This window comes from Clostridium sp. 10cd* (genome assembly GCF_044336395.1).
Classification (GTDB): domain Bacteria; phylum Bacillota_I; class Bacilli_A; order Erysipelotrichales; family Erysipelotrichaceae; genus Clostridium_AQ; species Clostridium_AQ innocuum.
Map to the genome: position 1 here is coordinate 1,245,749 of NZ_CP172347.1, position 19,100 is coordinate 1,264,848.

Sequence of the window (19,100 nt, forward strand, 5' to 3'; positions counted from 1 at the left end):
GAGTCTCCCTTTTTAAAGAAGTTATTTGCATGTCCTCACTTGCGGCGGTATGGCTATGATATAATAAGGATAAGCAGGAGGTATGAAACCATGTTTTATGAACAAGTAGAAGAATCCGTGCAATATATTCGTAAGCACGTGAAAACAGAGCCACTTATTGGCATCATTTTAGGAAGCGGACTGGGCTCGCTGGTGGAGATGATGGAGGATAAAGAAGTGCTCTCCTATCAGGATATTCCACATTTTCCGCAATCCAGAGTGGCAGGTCATGCGGGAAATCTGGTCTTTGGCAGAATTGGAAATCAGCGTCTGATCGTTATGCAGGGGAGGTTTCATTATTATGAAGGCTTTTCGATGAAGGAGGTCACCTATCCGATTTATGTGATGAAGCTGCTCGGTGTTCGGGATTTGATCGTGACCAATGCCTGTGGCGGTATCAATCCGGAATTTACACCGGGGGATTTGATGATTATTGATGATTTTATCAATTCGCTGGATGTAAATCCTTTGATTGGAGATAATGATGAGCGCTTCGGACCACGCTTTCCGGATATGTCAGAGCCTTATTCCATCCAGCTGCGTGAAAAGGCAGAACAGGTGGCGGATCAGTTGGCAATTCCTTACCGCCATGGTGTATACACCCTTTTTCAGGGACCGTATTATGAAACAGCGGCGGAAATCCGTATGTATGCCAGAGCAGGCAGTGATGCCATTGGAATGTCCACTGTGCCGGAGACTATAGCGGCAAATTATCTCGGTATCCGTGTGCTGGGAATTGCATGTATCACCAACATGGCAACCGGTATTGCGAAGGAAAAGCATTCACATGAAGAGGTTGTGAAAATGGCAAATAAGAGCAGTGCCCGGCTTTGTACATGGATGGAAGCACTGTTAAAGGAGTGGTAAGAAGGAGGGGGATGCTTCATGGAACAGAATTCGCTGTTTCAAAATGATGTACAGAAGGATCCTCTTGCCGCCCGACTGCGTCCGGCTTCGCTGCAGGATTACGTAGGGCAGAAGCATCTGCTTGGAAAAGGGAAGATACTGTATAACCTGATAGAAAAGGATATGGTTTCCTCCATGATCTTCTGGGGACCGCCGGGTGTTGGAAAAACGACGCTTGCCAGAATCATCGCCAGGCAGACACAGGCACATTTTATCAATTTCAGTGCCGTCACAAGCGGAATCCGTGAAATTAAGGCCGTGATGAAGGAAGCGGAGGACGCGCGTCTGTATGGCAGAAAGACGATTGTGTTTGTTGATGAAATACATCGTTTCAATAAAGCCCAGCAGGATGCCTTTCTGCCGTATGTGGAAAAGGGCAGTATTATTTTGATTGGCGCAACAACGGAAAATCCGTCGTTTGAAGTCAATGCCGCGCTTCTTTCCCGCTGCAAGGTGTTTGTGCTGAAGGCACTGGAGGTTTCGGATCTGGTGGAGCTGCTAAAGCATGCCCTGCAGGATGAACGCGGCTTTGGCTCACAGCATGTTCTCATCACAGAGGAGCAGCTGCATATGCTTGCCGTGTTTGCCAACGGAGATGCCAGAACAGCGCTGAATACGCTGGAGATGGTGGTTTTAAACGGAGAAAGCTCAGAAGCGGGAATCGTCATCACAAAAGAGGTGCTGGAGCAATGTACCTCCCAGAAGTCGCTGCTGTATGAAAGACAGGGAGAGGAGCACTATAATCTGATCAGTGCCCTGCATAAATCCATGCGCAACTCCGACGTGGATGCAGCTATTTACTGGCTTGCGAGAATGCTGGAGGCGGGGGAGGACCCGTTGTACGTGGCAAGGCGTCTGGTTCGTTTTGCGAGTGAGGATATCGGGATGGCGGACAGCCGTGCCTTGGAAATCTGCGTTGCGGTTTATCAGGCATGCCATTTTCTCGGTATGCCGGAGTGTAATGTACATTTGACACATGCGGTTACCTATCTTTCTCTTTCTCCGAAATCCAATGCCCTGTATATGGCATACGGCGCAGCGAAGGAGGATGCTGTGCATATGCTGAGTGAACCGGTTCCCCTGCAAATACGAAATGCACCGACATCCCTCATGAAGGATCTGCAATATGGTGAAGGCTATCAGTATGCTCATGATACGCAGGAAAAGCTGACAAACATGGAATGTATGCCGGAATCCCTGAAGGGAAGGGAATACTATCACCCAACGATACAGGGAAGTGAAGCAAGGGTAAGCAAGCGATTGCAGGATATCAAGGAATGGAAACGGAAGCATCAAAATAAATAGAGAGCCGGTGTTTTAAGAAGACCTTCCTGCGAGTGATGAAACGCTGGGATATTGGTAGAACACGGATAGGCGCAGATTTCAGGTTGCAGGCATTTGACAGCGCTGTGCATGATCAATGCCTCTTTCCGTAAGGAAGAAAGGCCGCATAAGAAAGCCATGAAAGCATCCGGGCGGCTGTACGCAGACAGTCTGTATGATACAGATGCTCATGGAGCTGCGTTTGCGTATTTCCTGAATTAGGCAGCTTAAGAAAAAAGGTAATCCAGCCTTGATACAACAGGTTCAGATTGCCTTTTTTATGTTTTCATCAGCGGTAAAGGTGCCATGCATACCGCCGTTTTCTGTTTCTTATTTTACAGTTTTTATGACATACTTATCGAATAGCTCACGATTTCGCTCATCGGCACCGTCCATATTGCTGGAGGCGAACACCGGAGCCTCCATGCCATGCTCCTTCAGCAGCTCGACAAATCTTCCCATCACACACTGTGCAAGGAAGCATCCGGTCAGGGTACTGACAGGTCCCATACTGGTTGCTTCATCGATTGGTGTTGTCGCATCCCCATACGGAGCATGATTGTCCAGAATCACATCCGCTAGCTCAAACAGACGCAGCCCGCTTTCATGACGGGAAGCGATGGTTTTGCTATGCGATAAGGAGGTGATAACGATAATACGGGCACCCTTTTCCCTGGCTCTCATCGTGTATTCGATCACCAGTGGATTTCTTCCGGAATTACTGGTGACAAGCAGAACATCTCCCGCTTCTATCGTGTAAATTGCATCCAGTACATCCGCATAGGAAGCTGTCCGCTCCAGTGTGGTACTCTTTGTCGGGTGGGTTGCCAGCGTCATTTCGATTTCGTTGATCGGATAAACCTTTGCATACCCTCCGGCTCTGGCATAGATATCCTGCCCGATCATATGCGAGTGCCCGCTGCCGAAGGTGTAAATGGTATGATGTTCCTTCTCCGCTTCAAACAATAGTCGTGCTGCCTGTTCCAGCGGCTCCCGCTCCTGTTTCATTACCGCGAAACGCTGTTCCACTTCTTTGAAATACGTATCAATAAATGCCATAATCAATCCTCACTTTCTTCTGATTTCAGTATACCATGATTATATGTAAAATCTATAATTGGATATAAAGTTATAACATTTTATACAAAATATGTAATTTAAACGCTATTTCCGCACAAAACACTTTTAATTATTCTATTCTGCTAAAATAGGAAAATTTTTCCATTATAATAATTACAAAAACTGGAGTGGACGGAATGAAAAAAGTAACGGAAATCAATTTAAGAGTGGGAGATGCTATACGAAAAGGGCTTCAACGAAAGGGAATGACGCAAAAGGAGCTTGCTGCACTGGTTGGTTCCACGCAGCGCTCGATTTCTTCATATATCAATGGGAATGCACAGCCCCCGCTTGATATTCTGTCTTTGATTTGCCGCATACTGGAAATCAATATGAATCAGATTCTGCAAATACCGGATTTCAATTTTCCCGGACGTATGCTGCATGATCCGATGGAGCTGGAATTCATGAAGATTTTTGATCAGGTGCCGGAGGAACGGCGGATGACCTTTACAAAGCTGATGAAAAGTATACTCAGCTTTCATCTGGAATAGGAAGTAAAATTGCAACTGTTACATAACATGGAAAATAAGACGATTCTTTTGGTAAATGACAAATACAGAAAGATGGAAAATTTTTATTTTTATGATAAAATGCCGTATTTATCGGTGTTTTTTTATATTTTGCGCAGAATTCGTATGGAAGAAAACTTTTTCATTTTATATACTATAGAAGTAAAAGGGAGAGAGAGGAGGAATATGGAAGAAAAACATACCTGTGTACTGAATCATGATGAGTATGAGCTGCTGAACTTTTATCGACAGCTCAGTGAAGAGCGCAAGCAGAAATTTTTTGATCTTGTGCAGACACTGGATATGCTGTTGAACCAGCAGGAGGATACGACTGCGGTCGCAGAGTAAATCACAGGTGTTGAAGTCATGGTTCTGAGAGCGCAATCCTTTTCATAAGAGAATGAGAAGGATGTGCGTTTGTTATACCGTGCACTGCTATCCTTACGGCGCAGGATACCGCACGGTGCATCAGCTGTAAAACAAATCCTGCAGGATCCATCCTGGTGTTGCAGCAGCTGAGCATGCATACTGTTTTGAAACCGGATGAGGACCGCAGGGTCCTTTTCTGTTTCTAGGCACTGACTGGTACTGGATGAAAAAGCTGTCCGCCAGAACTGACCGTGGTGTGGGGATCATTCCATTTCTGATGCTGAAGCGTTCCACGTAGGGTCCTATGTGATTTGTCGATGTTGATACAGCTGTTTCTTACATAATTATTTCATGAAAATATTTCAGAAAATGATTGACTTTTTCATCCCTGGATTGTACTATAGTAATATATGAAATGCGCTGACGGGAAATAGTATGGATATGGACATGACAGAGAGTCTTCGGCTGGTGGAAGAAGATATGCGAAGTATGCGGAACACATCCCCGAGCAGCAGAGGTGAACTCAGTAGCTTCTGCCGGAATCCTGCATCCGTTACCGTGCTAGAGTATGCTGGTACTCGAAGAGATTGATATCGTGAGGTATCAATAAAATAAGGTGGAATCACGTAAGGTAACTTTCGTCCTTTGGATGGAAGCTTTTTTTGTATAAGCGTATAAGGGAGGATATGAAGCTATGAAAAGATTTGCTATACCGGAAGGAACCCGGGATCTGATTCTGGGAGAATGTACTGCGAAGAAACGATTGCAGGGTGCAATCGAACAGGTGTTTGACAGTTACGGCTATAAGGAAATCGTAACACCGAGCATTGAATTTTATCAGACCTATCAGACCGGCTTTGAACAGGTTCAGGAGGAAGCGATGTACAAGTTTTTTGACCATAACGGAAGCATCCTGACACTGCGCATGGATATGACGGTACCGATCGCCCGTGTTGCGGCAACCAAGTTCAAGGATCAAAAGCCGCCGCTTCGCTTTCGTTACTGTGCCAATGTATACAAGGTCAAGGAGTCCTTTGCCGGAAAGCGCAATGAGGTGACTGATTGCGGAATCGAGCTGCTGGGGCTGAACGAAAAGCAGAGCGATCTGGAAATTCTGGTGTGTGCACTGGAGGTTATGGAGTGTATGCAGCAGCAGGCGTATACGCTGGAAATCGGCAATGTGAATTTCTTTCACACAGCAGGAAAGCTGCTGGGACTTTCTGCGGATGAAACAGAGCTTCTGGCGGATTTGATCGATCGCAAGAGTCTGAGCGAATTGAAGGAATATCTGCATACGTTGCCACTGAAGGATGAGGACAGAGAATTCTTCCTGCAGCTTCCGTGGCTGTGTGGAGATGCAGGGATGCTCAAGGAGGCATTGAACTGCTGTTTTGATGACAGACTGCGTAGTATTGTGGAAAGTCTTCAGGAATTGTATGCACAACTAAAGGCGCTCGGCTATGAAAACCGCATTACCTTTGATTTGGGAAAGCTGCCGCATCTGAACTATTACAGTGGCATTCTTTTTGAAGGCTTTGTGCCGGGAATCGGTACCAGTGTGCTGAGTGGCGGACGCTATGATTCTCTGCTGGAGAAATTCGGAGAGCCATTGCCGGCAATCGGCTTCTCTGTAAAGCTGGATGCCGTGCTGCCGGTTCTGGATTTAAAGCAGAAGGAGGCAACCCTCACGCTGTGCTATCCGTATGCACGAAAGGTGGAGGCACTGCGCAAGGCGAGGGAATTAAGAAAAACCGCACGGGTGGAGCTGCTGTGCGGGGTATATGATGATATTATCGTGAAAGGGGAGAAGGACGCATGAGTATATCCATAGCATTGACGAAGGGGCGTCTGGAAAAGGCCACTGTGAAGCTGCTGGAGGAGCGCGGGTATGGCATTGAATCATTAAAGGATAAGGGAAGGGCGCTGGTGTTTCAGGATTCCAAAAAGGATATTCGCTATTTCCTTGTGAAATCCAATGACTGCATCACCTATGTACAGCACGGCGTTGCGGATATTGGTGTTGTGGGAAAGGATACGCTTTTGGAGGGGGGCAAGGATTATTATGAAATGCTGGATTTAGGCATCGGAAAATGTAAATTCATCGTTGCCGGTCTGCGGGAACACAATCTGTTTGACAAGGTGGGACATGTGAAAATAGGAACGAAGTATCCCAATATCGCAAAGCAGTATTTCCTGGAAAAGGGCATGGATGTGGAGTGTATTAAAATAGACGGCTCTGTGGAGCTGGCACCGATTCTGGGCTTGTGTGATGGAATCGTGGATATCATGGAAACGGGGACGACGCTGAAGGAAAACGGTCTGGTTGTCTTTGACACCGTCTGCGATATCAGCGCAAGGGTGATTGTAAATAAAGCGAGCTTTAAGCTGAAAAGAGCGGAGATCCTAGCAATCTTGGAGGATATGAAGAAAGGACTGGAAGCATGCTGAAACGAATGCGAGCATCGGATACAGGGAACCTGCAGACGTATCTGGAAAGCAGAACAGAAGAAATCGACAGTGAAATCATTGTCAGGGTCAGTGCCATCCTGCAGGATGTGAAAACCCGCAGGGATGATGCTGTCAGGGAATATACACAGCAGTTTGACGGAATTTTATTGGACAGTATGCGCGTGGAGCCTTCCGATATAGAAGCGGCTGCTGCCAAGGCGGATCCCTTCTTTGTGGAGAGTATGAAGAAGGCGAAAGCAAATATCGAGTATTATCACAATGCACAGAAGCAAAACGGCTATCTTTTGCAGAAGGAGCTCGGCATCTATCTGGGACAGCGTGTACTTCCACTGGACAGCGTAGGTATTTATGTGCCGGGGGGTAGAGCACAGTATCCTAGCAGTGTGCTGATGAATGCAATTCCTGCCCGGATCGCCGGTGTAAAGCGCATTGTTATGATTACACCACCGGCGAAGGATGGCAGTCTGCATCCCAATATTGCGGCGGCAGCACAGATTGCTGGTGTGGATGAAATTTATAAGGTCGGCGGTGCTCAGGGAATTGCGGCGTTAGCCTATGGTACTCAAAGCATTGCACCTGTGGATAAAATTGTCGGTCCGGGAAATGTATACGTTGCGGCAGCGAAGAAGCTGGTCTTCGGGAAGGTGGATATCGACATGATAGCCGGACCGAGTGAAATTCTGGTGATTGCGGATGCGGATGCTCCTGCGAAAAGCGTTGCGGCGGATCTGCTGTCACAGGCAGAGCATGATCCGATGGCGAGTGCCATTCTGGTGACAACCAGTGAACAGCTTGTGGATGCTGTGGAGCTGGAGCTGCGCAAGCAGAGTGCTCTTCTGCCGAAACAGGAAATCGTGGAACAGTCGCTGCAGGCCTATGGAACAGCCATTTTATGTGAGAGCATGGAGGAGTGTCTGGATGTATCCAATGCGGTTGCGCCGGAGCATCTGGAGCTGATGGTGAAGCAGCCGATGGACTATCTGGGAAAGGTACGCCATGCGGGCAGTGTGTTCCTTGGCTATCACACCTGTGAAAGTGTCGGAGATTATTTCGGCGGCTGCAATCACGTATTGCCGACAAGCGGGACAGCGCGTTTCTCCAGTGCACTTGGAGTGGACAGCTTTATCAAAAAAAGCAGCTATCTGCACTATAGCGAGGAAGCTTTACAGACCTATGGAGACCATATCATAGAAATGGCGGAGCAGGAAGAGCTGCAGGCTCATGCCAATGCTGTGAAAGTGAGGCTGAAATCATGAAAAATATCGAAAGCTATGCGGCGCGGACAAACGGTAGCGTCATGCTGAATGCAAACGAATGCTATAAAAATATCAGTGGGGAAATGGTAAAGGAGCTGCAGGAGGCAATCGCAGAGCTGGAGTTTAACCGCTATCCGGATGAATCCAGCAGGGAGCTCATACAGGCATATGCGAATGTAAAAAAATTAGATGCTGGTTATCTGATCGCAGGGAATGGCAGCGATGAAATGCTGGGGCTCATGATTGGCTATTTCCTGGGAAAAGGTAAGAAATTACTGACCCTGTCTCCGGACTTCTCCATGTATGATTATTATGCATCCATGCATGAGAGTGAGGTTGTGAAATTTCCATGTGAGCAGGATGGTTCCTTCAGCATTGCGGATTTTATAGAATTTGGGCGGGAGCATCATGTGGATATGGTGCTGTTCTCCAATCCGAACAATCCAACCGGGCATTTTGTAAGCAATGCCCAGCTGTGTAAAATTGCGGAGGCGTTCCCCCGTATTCCGGTGATCATAGATGAGGCATATGGGGAGTTCGCAAAGGAAAGCATGCTGACGTATCTGGACACCTACCATAACCTGTATGTGACCAGAACCCTATCCAAGGCGTATGGCTTTGCCGGTGCGCGACTGGGCTTTCTGATCAGCTGTCCATCCAATATTGCGAAATTGAAACCGGTGCTGGTTCCTTATAATATCAGCTCTTTAACACAAAGGGCCGGTGTGATCGTATTGCGGCATGCGGCGGAATATGAGCTGCTGGTGGAGGAAATACAGCTGGAGCGGGATATGCTGTATCACAAGCTGAAGCAGTTAAAAAACGTTACCTTCTATCCGAGTCAGGCGAATTATCTGTATGGAAGAAGCAAATATAAGCAGGAGCTGTTGAAGGCAATGGAAAAGGAAGGCATTGTCATTCGCAACTATGAAGGAAAGGACAGCTTCCGGATCACGGTTGGTTCCCCTGCGGAAAATGCCATTGTATTATCCGTATTACAGGAATTTGACAGAAAGGCGGTTACGGTATGAAACCAGAAACGAAGGATACAGGCTTTGCGCCAAGAACGGCAGGCCTAAGCCGGGATACCAAAGAAACAAGCATCAGCTGCACGATGCATCTGGATGGTACGGGAGTCAGTGAGATTCACACAGGCATCGGCTTCTTTGATCACATGCTGACGCTGTTTTCCTTCCATTCCGGGATTGATCTTACGCTGCATGCAAACGGCGATTTACAGGTGTGTGATCACCACACGGTTGAGGATTGCGGTATTGCGATGGGAGCCTGTCTGAAGGAAGCCCTGCAGGATAAAAGAGGAATTGAACGCTATGGCAGTATGCTGCTGCCGATGGATGAAACACTGGCACAGGTGGTACTGGATATCAGCGGGCGCAGCTTTCTGGTGTATAACTGTGAGCTGAAGCGGGATATGATCGGTTCGTTTTCCTGTGAAATGGTGGAGGAGTTTCTTCGTGCCTTTGCCTTTCAGGCAGGCATCACCCTGCATGTAACTGTAGTGTATGGTACCAATGATCATCACAAGGTGGAGGCGATTTTCAAAGCGCTGGGCCGTGCCTTAAAAACGGCGATTCGTGTGAGCGGCGATACGCTGCCGAGTACAAAGGGGAAGCTGTAATATGATTGCGATACTTGATTATGGAATGGGAAATCTGCACAGTGTGGAAAATGCCTTACAGCATATCGGCTGTACCTGCTGTGTAACGGATAAAAAGGAAGACCTACAGCGTGCGGATCAGCTGATTCTGCCGGGTGTGGGAGCGTTTGCGGACTGCATGAAGCATTTGCAGGAGCGTGATTTGATAACGGCTTTAAAGGAAGAGGTTCAAGGAAAGAAAAAACCGCTGCTCGGTATCTGTCTGGGCATGCAGGCGCTGTTTGAAGACAGCGAGGAAAACGGCTATACCAAGGGACTCGGCTTTTTGAAGGGCAACATCGTGAAAATGAGTGATGCTGCAGAAAGCAGGTTGCGCATTCCGCATATCGGCTGGAATCTGCTGGAACAGTGTCAGGAATCCAGTGTATTTGAGCGGCTGAGTGAGCGTCCGTTCGTCTATTATGTACATTCCTATTATGCACAGAATTATGCAAAGGAGGATTTGCTGGCAGACAGCGGCTATGGCGGGATGCGGATTCCCGGGCTTGTACGCAGGGACAATGTGGTTGGTGCCCAGTTTCATCCTGAAAAAAGCGGAGAAGACGGACTGCAGATTCTGCGGTGGTTTAAGGAGGAGTTTGTATGATCATTTTACCTGCAATTGATATACTGGATCAGCAGCCCGTGCGGCTGTATCAGGGAGATTATGAACAAAAGGAATGTGTTGGTGACAGTATTGGGGATATCGCAAAAGCATTTGAACAGCAGGGGGCCCGGTATGTGCATATGGTTGATCTCAACGGGGCGAAGGAAGGAAAGAAAATCAATCAGGACATCATCGTGAAAACTGCACAGAGTCTGCAGATTCCGGTTGAGGTTGGCGGCGGCATCCGCAGTATGGAGGACGTTCGATTTTATCTGGAGCATGGCATTGCGCGTGTTATTCTGGGAACGGCAGCCATAGAGAATCCGGAGTTTTTGCGGGAAGCACTCGCACAATATAAAGAGAAAATCGCCGTCGGCATTGATTGCAAGAACGGCATGGTTTGCGGTCATGGCTGGCTGCAGGAAAGTGAGCTGCAGTATATCGACTTTGCAATTCAGATGGAGGCCATGGGGGTAAAGACGATCATTGTGACCGATATCTCCAGGGATGGTACCATGACAGGACCGAATACAAAGATGCTGGCGGAGTTAAAGAAAACGGTTTCGATCGATATTATAGCTTCCGGGGGTATTCGTGACATCACGCATATCGAGGCATTGAAACAGCTGGATATTTACGGTGCAATCACAGGAAAGGCGATGTATGCCGAAACATTGTCCCTGTCCCAGGCCATCGCACTGTGCGGAGAAGCCTGATGCATACCAAGCGTATCATCCCGTGCCTGGATGTAAAGGATGGCAGGGTTGTCAAGGGAATCAATTTTGTCGGATTGAAGGAGGTCGGTGATCCGGTCGATCTGGCAAGAGCCTATTATGAGCAGGGGGCGGACGAGCTGGTATTTCTGGATATCACAGCAACGCATGAACAGCGGGATACCATGGTTCAGGTTGTCGAGCGCGTAGCAAGAGAAATCTTCATCCCGTTTACCGTCGGTGGCGGCATCCGCAGTGTGGAGGATATACGTAACATGCTGCTGGCAGGAGCTGACAAGGTTTCGCTGAACTCTGCGGCTGTCCGCAATAAGGAGCTGATCCGCGAGGGGGCAGCGATGTTTGGAAACCAGTGCATTGTGCTTGCCGTGGATGGAAAGCGCCGCGAGGATGGCAGCGGCTGGAATGTATACGTTGCCGGCGGTCGTGAGGATACCGGTCTGGACCTGCTGGAATGGGTACAGGAGGGTGTTCGTCTGGGGGCAGGGGAAATTCTGCTGACCAGTATGGATGCGGATGGAACCAAGCAGGGTTTTGATATCGAGCTGTGCAAGGCGGTGCATGAGCTGGTGGATGTTCCGGTGATCGCCTCGGGCGGCTGTGGGACGCTGGAGCATTTCGCACAGGTGTTTGAAGAGGATGCCAGTGATGCGGCTCTGGCGGCAAGCATGTTTCACTATAAGGAAGTAACGATTCCCGAGGTGAAGGCATATGTAAAAGAGAAAGGAATTGCAGTGCGGCTATGATACAGGTGAATTTTGATAAAGGAAACGGACTTGTTCCGGTTATTGTCCAGGATGTGCATAGCAGAGCTGTCCTCATGCTGGCGTATATGAATGAAGAAAGTCTGCGAATGACGATAGATACCGGGCGTGCAACCTATTACAGCCGCAGCCGTCAGGAATTATGGATCAAAGGAGAAACAAGCGGGCATTACCAGTATGTGAAGGATATCCGCATTGATTGTGATGAGGATACGATTCTCCTTCTGGTGGAGCAGGTGGGAGCAGCCTGCCATACCGGACATACCAGCTGTTTTTACCGGAATATGGAGGGAGAAGAGTTATGAAGGAACTGGATGCATTATATGAAACCATAAAGGATCGCAAGGAAAACAAGGAGGAAGGAAGCTATACCACCTATTTGTTTGAAAAGGGTCTGGAGAAGATTCTGAAGAAGGTCGGGGAGGAGTGTACCGAGGTGGTGATTGCCTCTTTGACACAGACGAAGGAAGATCAGATCAATGAAATAGGAGATCTGCTGTATCATCTTACCGTATTGATGGTGGAGAAGGGAATTTCCATGGAGGATGTCAATGCGGAGCTGGAACGCCGTGCTCAGAAAACGCATAACCTGAAGGCGGAGCGAAAGCCGATCGAACATTTGTAAGCCGAGCAGTCGGCTTTTTTTCTGTTCCATGAGCTGTTTGAGGCTATGGTATGGTGTGGGGATCAAGATTGCCGCATAGCGGATGCAAAAGAACGGATGCCAAAAATGATGAACGGTATGGAGGCGGTTCTTCTGGTATACTATGTACGAGGTGATTTATATGAGGACAAATCAGGAGATGATGCAAAGCGTACTGTGTTACATTGAGGAGCATTTGGATGGAGAGCTGACGCTGGATACGATTGGTGCTTTTACGGGCTATTCCCCCTATCATGTGCATAAGCTGTTTACTGCAATATGCGGTATGCCGCTGCATGCCTATATACGGCGCAGACAGGTATCCAAAGGGGCACTGCTTCTTGTACAAAGCGATTTACGTATTGCGGAAATCGCCTCTGCCTGCGGTTATCTCTCACAGCGGGCATTTCATAAGGCGTTTTTGCAGCTGTATCGCACAACACCGGACGCCTTTCGGAAAAAGAAGAATGCCTATGTGCTGCAGGAGCCGCTGCAGCTTCATCAGCAGCCGGATATCAACCATATGCATATGGATATGGAAGTACAGCACTGGACAGAGATACAGCTGGAGGGCTATGGTGCAGATACCAGACACGGCTTTCATGTGATTGGTAAATGTCATCGCAAATGCAACCGGTATCTGAAAGCATATCCGCAAAAGGATTCGGTAGTGTATGGTATCCATGATTATACGGATGCCGATATGGATGCCGGTCAGCCCTGCTTTCAATATTTTGCAGGTATAGCAGTTGAGCAGGTGCACAGACAGAAGCTGACGCATAGAATCCTGCCGGCAGGAGCCTATCTTGTGTTTTCCTTTTGCGCAGATCCAAAGACCTCTATGGAGCCGTTTGCACAGGATATTTATCAGAACTGGCTGCCCAAAAGTGCATACCGGCTTCGTTCGGACTGCTGTATGGATATCGTCAAATACGGAAAAGAAAATGAACAGGGAATTGCCCGTATAGAATACTGTATACCGGTTTTAAAGTAAATGAGGGGAATGAAAACGCTGTCGGACACTAGTTCACAATGCGTTTTTTTATACCTTCAGCTGTAAATAAGCGAGATAACATCGTGTTATGTTGACATAAATATTTATAATTTCATTTTTTGGAAAAGGTATCGTATACTGACATAGCTGCCTTGCATGTCATGCTGGAAGGCGCAGATTCAGAAAATGAGAAAAGGAGAACCGTATGATTTTTATAAAAGAAAAGGGGAAGGGACTGCTGGTATGCTTTGGTATTGCCGCTGCTGCCCTTCTGCTGGGGCAATGGATTCCCATTATCGGAGGGCCGGTATTTGCCATCCTCATTGGAATGCTGCTGGCATTTCGCATTAGAAAAGAGGAAGCCCTGCAGGCTGGCATCACCTTCACCTCCAAGAAAATCCTGCAGTATGCAGTCATTTTACTGGGGTTTGGCTTAAATCTGTCCGTTATTGCTAAAACAGGACAGCAGTCGCTCCCACTCATTCTGGCAACCATCACGACATCCCTCGTCATTGCTTACGGTTTGAAGCATCGACTTCATATGCCGGCAAATATCTCCACTTTGGTGGGAGTCGGCTCATCCATCTGCGGAGGCTCCGCGATTGCAGCGACTGCCCCGGTCATCGCGGCGGATGACGAAGAGGTGGCACAGGCCATTTCTGTGATATTTCTATTTAATATTCTGGCAGCCGTTCTGTTTCCATGGCTGGGAACACTGCTGCATTTTCATGGCAGTGAGGGCTTCGGCGTGTTTGCGGGCACCGCTGTGAACGACACCTCCTCCGTAACAGCAACCGCAGCAACCTGGGACAGCATGTTTCATTTAGGCTCTGCCACACTGGATAAGGCGGTTACTGTCAAGCTGACGCGTACCCTTGCCATTATACCGATTACGCTGTTTCTGGGTGTTCAAAGAATGCGGAAAGAGGAACAGGAGGAGAAAAGGGAGGGGAAAAAGCTTGCATGGAAACAGATATTTCCGGTATTTATTCTTTACTTCCTTATGGCCTCCGTCATAACGACTGTCTCTACGAATGTATTGCATATATCCCCGGGTATCTTCCTGCCCTTAAAGGAGCTGAGCAAGTTCTTTATCATTATGGCGATGGGGGCAGTCGGTCTGCATACCGATATTGTAAAGCTGGTAAAAAACGGTGGTAAGCCTATCTTTATGGGGTTCTGCTGCTGGGTCGGTATCACGCTGATATCCCTGCTCATGCAGAGGCTGCTGGGCATCTGGTGAGGAATTACAATAGCGTAAACAGCTTTTCTCATGTGCCTTTACAGACAGGCTTGTACATTTGAAAAGACATGAAATTCATGTTCTTGCGGATAATTATGGAAAAATATGATATGATAAGGACAGCTATATGAGGAGGCCGTTGTATGAATTTGAAAATTGAAAACTGGAAGCTTTTGATTCTTTCCATTTTTTATATGATATTTTCCATTTTATCCTATACGATTGAAAAGGAGAAATTCCTGAATTTCTTCCAGATTGCAGGGATTGTGATCATTTTGGTAGGCTTGTTTCAGATTCTTGTATATTTCTTTAAAAAGGAATATATGAAGCCGAATGAATTCAGCTTTTCCTTTGGTGTATTATACTGCATAGCAGGACTGATCGTTGCCACCAAGCCATATCTGATTGTAGATAATTATCCTATCGTTATTTCCGCTCTGGTGGTATTGGATGCGACACTGCGTCTGCAGTATTCCATGAAACTGTTTCGCCTGGAGGATGCACAATGGAAGATTCATCTGGCTCTTGCCGTAGTTCCGCTGCTTATGGGAATGGTGCTGATACTGGTATCCTTCGATGAAAAGACACTGCATAATCTGTTCAGCTTTCTGCTGATTCTGGATGCCATTGCGAATTTCTATACAATTTTGTATTACCGCGGTGTTGCCAGACGCTATGGCCGTCACAGTGAACAGATTCTGGATATTTCCAATCAGGAAGCCACTGCACATGAAGTAATTGACGGAAAAGATAATATGGTATGATAAAAAGCGGTGGAAGCATCGCTTTTTTCAATTCGGACAAAGGAAAGCAGAGATTGACGAAAGAGGGCTGCTTCCGCTGTATGATTGCCGAAGCGTATCAGGGTACGGAGGTACCTGCGGATATGCATGTCCTGACGATACCGGAGGTAACCTGGGCAAAATTCACCTGTATTGGACCGCTGTCCAGCACTGCAGGCCGTAAATACAAAGCTTTTCTCAGCATGGCTGCAGGAAAATCAGGAATATGATATCGCGGCGAACATGTACATTGTGTGGTATACACCGGATGAGGATGAGGTTAGCTGAAAATGGAAGTGAGGTATGGATTCCTGTGAAAAGGTTGACTGAGAAGGGATAGGGGATTGATTCTATCTGCATATCGTATGAAAAAAAAGAAGCCTGCAGGGTACATCCTGCAGGTCGTTTTTATGGATGAAAGAAATGTAATGGGAGAAGTAAGGAGTACGAAAAAAACAGCGCTTTACAGGCTCTCCCTGAATTACATAAAGGCAGCGTATTTTTCAATCGGTTATAAACGCAAATAATCCAGTCTGAGCAGGGCTTTTCCATTTGGCAGGGGGTATATCGTGCGTTTCGACAGAGAATACTCAATAGACAGCATACTGCGCGTGAGCTCCACTTTCTGCAGCTGTTCATGGATGGAGTTTCATACGGCAAACGAATGCAGATACGGGGAGTCGGATACAAAGCCTTCATCCGTATCCTGCATATGTGCTTCATATGTCTGTAGTTCGATATCGGTCCATGGATTGTTCATAGGTTATCTCCTCGTTTTGTATATTGTAACGTACATGGTGCGAAAATACAAAAAAACAGAACGTGATGTTCTGTTAGTGAAACATATCCTTTTTCTTGAAGATAAGAGTTGCGATGATACAGCACACAGCTGCAATGACTGTCGGGAACCACCATTCCGGATAAGGCAATCCGCTGACATTCATGCCATAGAAACTGAAAATGATATTCGGGATTGCCATGACGATGGTAATTACCGTCAAAATTTTCATCACGATGTTCAGATTGTTGGAAATGACGGAAGCAAAGGCATCCATTGTTCCGGAAAGGATGTTGGAGTAAATGTTACACATCTCTATCGCCTGATGAATCTCAATCAGTACATCCTCTAGAATATCCTGATCCTCTTCATACAGCTTGATCAGCTTTCCGCGCATGATTTTGTTTAAGGTAACCTCATCGGTTTTCAGTGAGGTGCTGAAATAGACCAGAGACTTTTCCAGACCCAGCATCTGAATCAGCTCCTTGTTTTTCATAGACTGGTGCAGCCTCTGCTCGGTACGGGAGGAAATCCGATCGATTTGGCGTAGATAAATCAGAAAGCGCTGGGAAATACGAAGCAGCAGCAACAATAGAAAACGGGTTTTCATATCGGTATTCATACCCTTGATTCTACCGTTTGCCATATCCTCGATGCTTAGATTCTCATACAGGGAAATCGTAATCACATAGCCCTTCATGATAACAACACCCAGTGGCAGCGTGGTATACAGCAGGGTATTTTCATCCAGATTGTCATCTTCCTCTGCACTCGGGTAATCGACGATCACCAGGGTCTGGTTTTCATCATCGTCATAATCGATATGGGAGCTTTCCTCTTCATCCAGTGAAGATTTGATAAACTCCGGCAGCACGCCGATTTTATTTGTCAGGAAATCAATATCTTCCTGTGTAGGCGCAACAGCGCTGATCCAGCAGCCTGGTTCCGGCTGTTCCAGTTTTTTTGTGACAGTTCCATATGTCTTGTAAAATTCCAACATAAAAAAGACCTCCTTCTTACAGGAGGGATGTAGATACGCCTCCTGTATTATGATTTATACAACTTCGATATGGACTTTCGGGCTCAGGAGACATACAAACACCTTCTTTCTCAACTTAGCTATTATAACATAAAAATAGAATTGTGGGAGTGTGTGCGGGAAGGAAAAATCAGAAATTTGGAAGAAATATGGTACAATAGGGATAAATGAGGAGATGAATGGGATATGAAGGTTCGATTTTATGATTCTGTACAGGATGAAAAGCTGAGGTTTGCCGTGATTGCTGTGTGGTGCAGGAGTGGATGGCTGTTTGTACGCCACAGGGAACGTGATACATGGGAGCTGCCCGGGGGACATCGGGAAGCGGGCGAAAGCATTGATGCCTGTGCCCAAAGAGAGCTGCTTGAGGAAACGGGAATCGCAGATGCCCGTATGAAGCGTATCTGTGTGTATTCGGTTGAAGGCAAAACACGGGTGAATGAAACAGGTGAGGAAAGCTTCGGCATGCTGTATCAGGCAGAGGCTTCCTCCTTCAAAGAGCTGCCGCAGAGTGAAATTGCGGAGGTAAGGTGCATGACTGCGCTCCCAGAGGCCCTGACATATCCGGCAATTCAGCCACTCCTTTTTCATATGGCTATAAAAAGCTGTCTTCGATATGAGATTTTTGACGGCTGTAATCCCGACGACTCGCGTGCAGTATTAAAGCAGCTTCCGGAATGGTTTGGACTTCCGGATGCTTTGGAGGATTATGTACAGAAAAGCAGGGAGATGAAAACCGTCGGCTGCTATTTCAAGAATTACATGGTTGGCTTTCTGTCACTGAAAAAGACCAGTCCAAAGGCGATGGAGGTTTATGTTATGGGCATTCTTCCGCAGCTGCATCGTATGGGAATCGGTACGAGGCTGATGCGGATGGCAGAACAGGAGGCAGAAAAAGCGGCAATGCAGTATCTGCAGGTGAAAACATTATCTCCTAAGGTACAGGATCCCGATTATTTGAAAACCTATGCCTTTTATGAAAGAATGGGGTTCTGTCCGCTGGAGGTGCTGCCATTGTGGGATGAATGGAATCCGTGTCAGCTCATGGTGAAGTACATTGCGATGAAGCAGCAGCCTGCTTTGTGTAAGCCTTGAACTGCTACAGTAATTTGATTGGTAGTTATACAGACACGCATTAAGGTAGTATATAAAAAGAGTAGCGTATCATCCCTTCGTATGCATATCTATGTAATAAAAAAATAGACGAAACAAGAAATCGCCTATTTTTTGCAGCTTTGCGCAGGTACAAGCTTTTTTAATCCGTAATATGTTAATAATAAATCGATGCCTTCACTTCCTCTGCCTTTTTCCTTCCCTCCAGCTTTTCAATGATGGCGAAGGCGAAATCAATCACAGCGGCTGCACTTCTTCCGGTGATGATTGTTCCATCAATTACCGCATACTGATCCACATACGTTCCGCCGAAATCCTCATTCATACTTGTAAAGCAGGTGTACTTTCTACCCTTGAGATAGCCCTGTCTTCCTAGAATGGTCGGTGCTGCGCAGATTGCACTCACCAGCTTTCCCTGATTCATAAAATCCTTTAAAATGGAAAGCACACGTTCATCGGCTTCCAGCTTCTGATAATGCGGACCGCCCGGCAGAAACAGCATATCATAGTCTGCCGTATTCACATCCTTAACATCTGCCAGATTGCTGATGGTAATATCAAAGCGTCCGGTTGCTGCTGTGTGATCAATCGCATAGACATCAATCCTGATACCTGCTCTTCGAAGCAGTGCTATCGTACCGACAGCCTCCAGCTCTTCAAATCCATCCGTTAATATACACATAACATTCATAATGCAAGACCTCCTTAACGACACCATTATATCACCTTTTTCCTGCTCACTTCCCTGTATTTCAT

Annotated in this window: 22 protein-coding genes and 1 other annotated feature; of the genes, 19 read left to right on the plus strand and 3 right to left on the minus strand. The window is 47.0% G+C overall.

The window, feature by feature from the left end:
* The first annotated feature begins 90 nt into the window (after positions 1-90).
* On the plus strand, positions 91-906 hold the full coding sequence (locus ACG3M1_RS06125; protein ID WP_008819252.1) for a purine-nucleoside phosphorylase: 816 nt from the start codon (positions 91-93) through the stop codon (positions 904-906).
* A gap of 18 nt (positions 907-924) precedes the next feature.
* On the plus strand, positions 925-2,250 hold the full coding sequence (locus ACG3M1_RS06130) for a replication-associated recombination protein A (protein WP_257324235.1): 1,326 nt from the start codon (positions 925-927) through the stop codon (positions 2,248-2,250).
* A gap of 348 nt (positions 2,251-2,598) precedes the next feature.
* Here the strand turns inward: ACG3M1_RS06130 and ACG3M1_RS06135 are convergent, their stop codons facing one another.
* Positions 2,599-3,327, minus strand: a complete 729-nt coding sequence (locus ACG3M1_RS06135; RefSeq protein ID WP_008819250.1) for an SIS domain-containing protein — start codon at positions 3,325-3,327, stop codon at positions 2,599-2,601.
* A gap of 197 nt (positions 3,328-3,524) precedes the next feature.
* Between ACG3M1_RS06135 and ACG3M1_RS06140 the strand changes: the two genes are divergently transcribed.
* The 16 genes from ACG3M1_RS06140 to ACG3M1_RS06215 all read left to right on the plus strand — a co-directional run bounded on the left by ACG3M1_RS06140 (position 3,525) and on the right by ACG3M1_RS06215 (position 15,644).
* Positions 3,525-3,881, plus strand: coding sequence for a helix-turn-helix domain-containing protein (locus ACG3M1_RS06140; protein ID WP_002608147.1), 357 nt, complete (start codon positions 3,525-3,527; stop codon positions 3,879-3,881).
* A gap of 204 nt (positions 3,882-4,085) precedes the next feature.
* Complete coding sequence (locus tag ACG3M1_RS06145; RefSeq protein WP_002608148.1) at positions 4,086-4,247, plus strand: hypothetical protein; 162 nt, start codon at positions 4,086-4,088, stop codon at positions 4,245-4,247.
* 432 nt (positions 4,248-4,679) lie between these two features.
* Positions 4,680-4,917: a binding site (T-box leader), on the plus strand.
* Positions 4,918-4,962: 45 nt separating this feature from the next.
* Positions 4,963-6,087: an ATP phosphoribosyltransferase regulatory subunit gene (hisZ, locus tag ACG3M1_RS06150; RefSeq protein WP_008819249.1), complete on the plus strand. Its 1,125-nt coding sequence runs from the start codon at positions 4,963-4,965 to the stop codon at positions 6,085-6,087.
* A complete protein-coding gene (hisG, locus tag ACG3M1_RS06155; RefSeq protein WP_002608150.1) occupies positions 6,084-6,716 on the plus strand; it encodes an ATP phosphoribosyltransferase in 633 nt (210 codons plus the stop codon). Before hisZ ends, hisG begins: the two co-directional genes overlap by 4 nt.
* Positions 6,710-7,993: a histidinol dehydrogenase gene (gene hisD / locus ACG3M1_RS06160; protein ID WP_021419794.1), complete on the plus strand. Its 1,284-nt coding sequence runs from the start codon at positions 6,710-6,712 to the stop codon at positions 7,991-7,993. The genes hisG and hisD overlap by 7 nt, the downstream gene beginning before the upstream one ends.
* Positions 7,990-9,024 (plus strand): histidinol-phosphate transaminase, encoded by a 1,035-nt coding sequence (hisC, locus tag ACG3M1_RS06165; protein ID WP_008819247.1) that lies wholly within the window; start codon positions 7,990-7,992, stop codon positions 9,022-9,024. The genes hisD and hisC overlap by 4 nt, the downstream gene beginning before the upstream one ends.
* Positions 9,021-9,632, plus strand: a complete 612-nt coding sequence (gene hisB, locus ACG3M1_RS06170) for an imidazoleglycerol-phosphate dehydratase HisB (protein WP_217793375.1) — start codon at positions 9,021-9,023, stop codon at positions 9,630-9,632. Before hisC ends, hisB begins: the two co-directional genes overlap by 4 nt.
* Before the next feature lies 1 nt (position 9,633).
* Positions 9,634-10,257 carry an imidazole glycerol phosphate synthase subunit HisH gene (gene hisH, locus ACG3M1_RS06175; RefSeq protein WP_009269558.1) on the plus strand — a complete coding sequence of 208 codons (624 nt, stop codon included), beginning with the start codon at positions 9,634-9,636 and terminating at the stop codon, positions 10,255-10,257.
* Positions 10,254-10,973 (plus strand): 1-(5-phosphoribosyl)-5-[(5-phosphoribosylamino)methylideneamino]imidazole-4-carboxamide isomerase, encoded by a 720-nt coding sequence (gene hisA / locus ACG3M1_RS06180; RefSeq protein ID WP_008819244.1) that lies wholly within the window; start codon positions 10,254-10,256, stop codon positions 10,971-10,973. The genes hisH and hisA overlap by 4 nt, the downstream gene beginning before the upstream one ends.
* Complete coding sequence (gene hisF, locus ACG3M1_RS06185) at positions 10,973-11,734, plus strand: imidazole glycerol phosphate synthase subunit HisF (protein ID WP_008819243.1); 762 nt, start codon at positions 10,973-10,975, stop codon at positions 11,732-11,734. The genes hisA and hisF overlap by 1 nt, the downstream gene beginning before the upstream one ends.
* Positions 11,731-12,057 carry a phosphoribosyl-AMP cyclohydrolase gene (gene hisI / locus ACG3M1_RS06190; RefSeq protein WP_009269556.1) on the plus strand — a complete coding sequence of 109 codons (327 nt, stop codon included), beginning with the start codon at positions 11,731-11,733 and terminating at the stop codon, positions 12,055-12,057. The genes hisF and hisI overlap by 4 nt, the downstream gene beginning before the upstream one ends.
* A complete protein-coding gene (hisE, locus tag ACG3M1_RS06195) occupies positions 12,054-12,377 on the plus strand; it encodes a phosphoribosyl-ATP diphosphatase (RefSeq protein ID WP_008819241.1) in 324 nt (107 codons plus the stop codon). Before hisI ends, hisE begins: the two co-directional genes overlap by 4 nt.
* A gap of 160 nt (positions 12,378-12,537) precedes the next feature.
* Positions 12,538-13,389 carry a helix-turn-helix domain-containing protein gene (locus ACG3M1_RS06200; RefSeq protein WP_055200732.1) on the plus strand — a complete coding sequence of 284 codons (852 nt, stop codon included), beginning with the start codon at positions 12,538-12,540 and terminating at the stop codon, positions 13,387-13,389.
* A gap of 205 nt (positions 13,390-13,594) precedes the next feature.
* Positions 13,595-14,632 carry a YeiH family protein gene (locus ACG3M1_RS06205; RefSeq protein WP_009269554.1) on the plus strand — a complete coding sequence of 346 codons (1,038 nt, stop codon included), beginning with the start codon at positions 13,595-13,597 and terminating at the stop codon, positions 14,630-14,632.
* Positions 14,633-14,775: 143 nt separating this feature from the next.
* Complete coding sequence (locus ACG3M1_RS06210; RefSeq protein ID WP_395815028.1) at positions 14,776-15,396, plus strand: DUF308 domain-containing protein; 621 nt, start codon at positions 14,776-14,778, stop codon at positions 15,394-15,396.
* On the plus strand, positions 15,393-15,644 hold the full coding sequence (locus ACG3M1_RS06215; RefSeq protein WP_009269552.1) for a GyrI-like domain-containing protein: 252 nt from the start codon (positions 15,393-15,395) through the stop codon (positions 15,642-15,644). Before ACG3M1_RS06210 ends, ACG3M1_RS06215 begins: the two co-directional genes overlap by 4 nt.
* A gap of 603 nt (positions 15,645-16,247) precedes the next feature.
* On the opposite strand, the gene ACG3M1_RS06220 is transcribed toward ACG3M1_RS06215, so the two are convergent.
* Positions 16,248-17,192: a magnesium transporter CorA family protein gene (locus ACG3M1_RS06220; protein WP_002608163.1), complete on the minus strand. Its 945-nt coding sequence runs from the start codon at positions 17,190-17,192 to the stop codon at positions 16,248-16,250.
* A gap of 225 nt (positions 17,193-17,417) precedes the next feature.
* Between ACG3M1_RS06220 and ACG3M1_RS06225 the strand changes: the two genes are divergently transcribed.
* Positions 17,418-18,326: a GNAT family N-acetyltransferase gene (locus ACG3M1_RS06225; RefSeq protein ID WP_008819237.1), complete on the plus strand. Its 909-nt coding sequence runs from the start codon at positions 17,418-17,420 to the stop codon at positions 18,324-18,326.
* Between the two features lie 175 nt (positions 18,327-18,501).
* Here ACG3M1_RS06225 and ACG3M1_RS06230 read toward each other — a convergent pair whose 3' ends face one another.
* Positions 18,502-19,035, minus strand: coding sequence for a DJ-1 family glyoxalase III (locus tag ACG3M1_RS06230; protein ID WP_008819236.1), 534 nt, complete (start codon positions 19,033-19,035; stop codon positions 18,502-18,504).
* Positions 19,036-19,100 lie beyond the last annotated feature (65 nt).

What these genes read in the sequence shown, in the direction of transcription:
- ACG3M1_RS06220 (WP_002608163.1), bottom strand. Translation starts at nt 17,192, where the DNA reads ATGTTGGAATTTTACAAGACATATGGAACTGTCACAAAAAAACTGGAA.
- ACG3M1_RS06125 (WP_008819252.1), top strand. Translation starts at nt 91, where the DNA reads ATGTTTTATGAACAAGTAGAAGAATCCGTGCAATATATTCGTAAGCAC.
- ACG3M1_RS06130 (WP_257324235.1), top strand. Translation starts at nt 925, where the DNA reads ATGGAACAGAATTCGCTGTTTCAAAATGATGTACAGAAGGATCCTCTT.
- hisF (WP_008819243.1), top strand. Translation starts at nt 10,973, where the DNA reads ATGCATACCAAGCGTATCATCCCGTGCCTGGATGTAAAGGATGGCAGG.
- hisE (WP_008819241.1), top strand. Translation starts at nt 12,054, where the DNA reads ATGAAGGAACTGGATGCATTATATGAAACCATAAAGGATCGCAAGGAA.
- ACG3M1_RS06145 (WP_002608148.1), top strand. Translation starts at nt 4,086, where the DNA reads ATGGAAGAAAAACATACCTGTGTACTGAATCATGATGAGTATGAGCTG.
- hisC (WP_008819247.1), top strand. Translation starts at nt 7,990, where the DNA reads ATGAAAAATATCGAAAGCTATGCGGCGCGGACAAACGGTAGCGTCATG.
- ACG3M1_RS06210 (WP_395815028.1), top strand. Translation starts at nt 14,776, where the DNA reads ATGAATTTGAAAATTGAAAACTGGAAGCTTTTGATTCTTTCCATTTTT.
- hisG (WP_002608150.1), top strand. Translation starts at nt 6,084, where the DNA reads ATGAGTATATCCATAGCATTGACGAAGGGGCGTCTGGAAAAGGCCACT.
- hisI (WP_009269556.1), top strand. Translation starts at nt 11,731, where the DNA reads ATGATACAGGTGAATTTTGATAAAGGAAACGGACTTGTTCCGGTTATT.
- hisH (WP_009269558.1), top strand. Translation starts at nt 9,634, where the DNA reads ATGATTGCGATACTTGATTATGGAATGGGAAATCTGCACAGTGTGGAA.
- ACG3M1_RS06200 (WP_055200732.1), top strand. Translation starts at nt 12,538, where the DNA reads ATGAGGACAAATCAGGAGATGATGCAAAGCGTACTGTGTTACATTGAG.
- ACG3M1_RS06205 (WP_009269554.1), top strand. Translation starts at nt 13,595, where the DNA reads ATGATTTTTATAAAAGAAAAGGGGAAGGGACTGCTGGTATGCTTTGGT.
- hisD (WP_021419794.1), top strand. Translation starts at nt 6,710, where the DNA reads ATGCTGAAACGAATGCGAGCATCGGATACAGGGAACCTGCAGACGTAT.
- ACG3M1_RS06140 (WP_002608147.1), top strand. Translation starts at nt 3,525, where the DNA reads ATGAAAAAAGTAACGGAAATCAATTTAAGAGTGGGAGATGCTATACGA.
- hisB (WP_217793375.1), top strand. Translation starts at nt 9,021, where the DNA reads ATGAAACCAGAAACGAAGGATACAGGCTTTGCGCCAAGAACGGCAGGC.
- ACG3M1_RS06215 (WP_009269552.1), top strand. Translation starts at nt 15,393, where the DNA reads ATGATAAAAAGCGGTGGAAGCATCGCTTTTTTCAATTCGGACAAAGGA.
- hisZ (WP_008819249.1), top strand. Translation starts at nt 4,963, where the DNA reads ATGAAAAGATTTGCTATACCGGAAGGAACCCGGGATCTGATTCTGGGA.
- hisA (WP_008819244.1), top strand. Translation starts at nt 10,254, where the DNA reads ATGATCATTTTACCTGCAATTGATATACTGGATCAGCAGCCCGTGCGG.
- ACG3M1_RS06230 (WP_008819236.1), bottom strand. Translation starts at nt 19,035, where the DNA reads ATGAATGTTATGTGTATATTAACGGATGGATTTGAAGAGCTGGAGGCT.
- ACG3M1_RS06135 (WP_008819250.1), bottom strand. Translation starts at nt 3,327, where the DNA reads ATGGCATTTATTGATACGTATTTCAAAGAAGTGGAACAGCGTTTCGCG.
- ACG3M1_RS06225 (WP_008819237.1), top strand. Translation starts at nt 17,418, where the DNA reads ATGAAGGTTCGATTTTATGATTCTGTACAGGATGAAAAGCTGAGGTTT.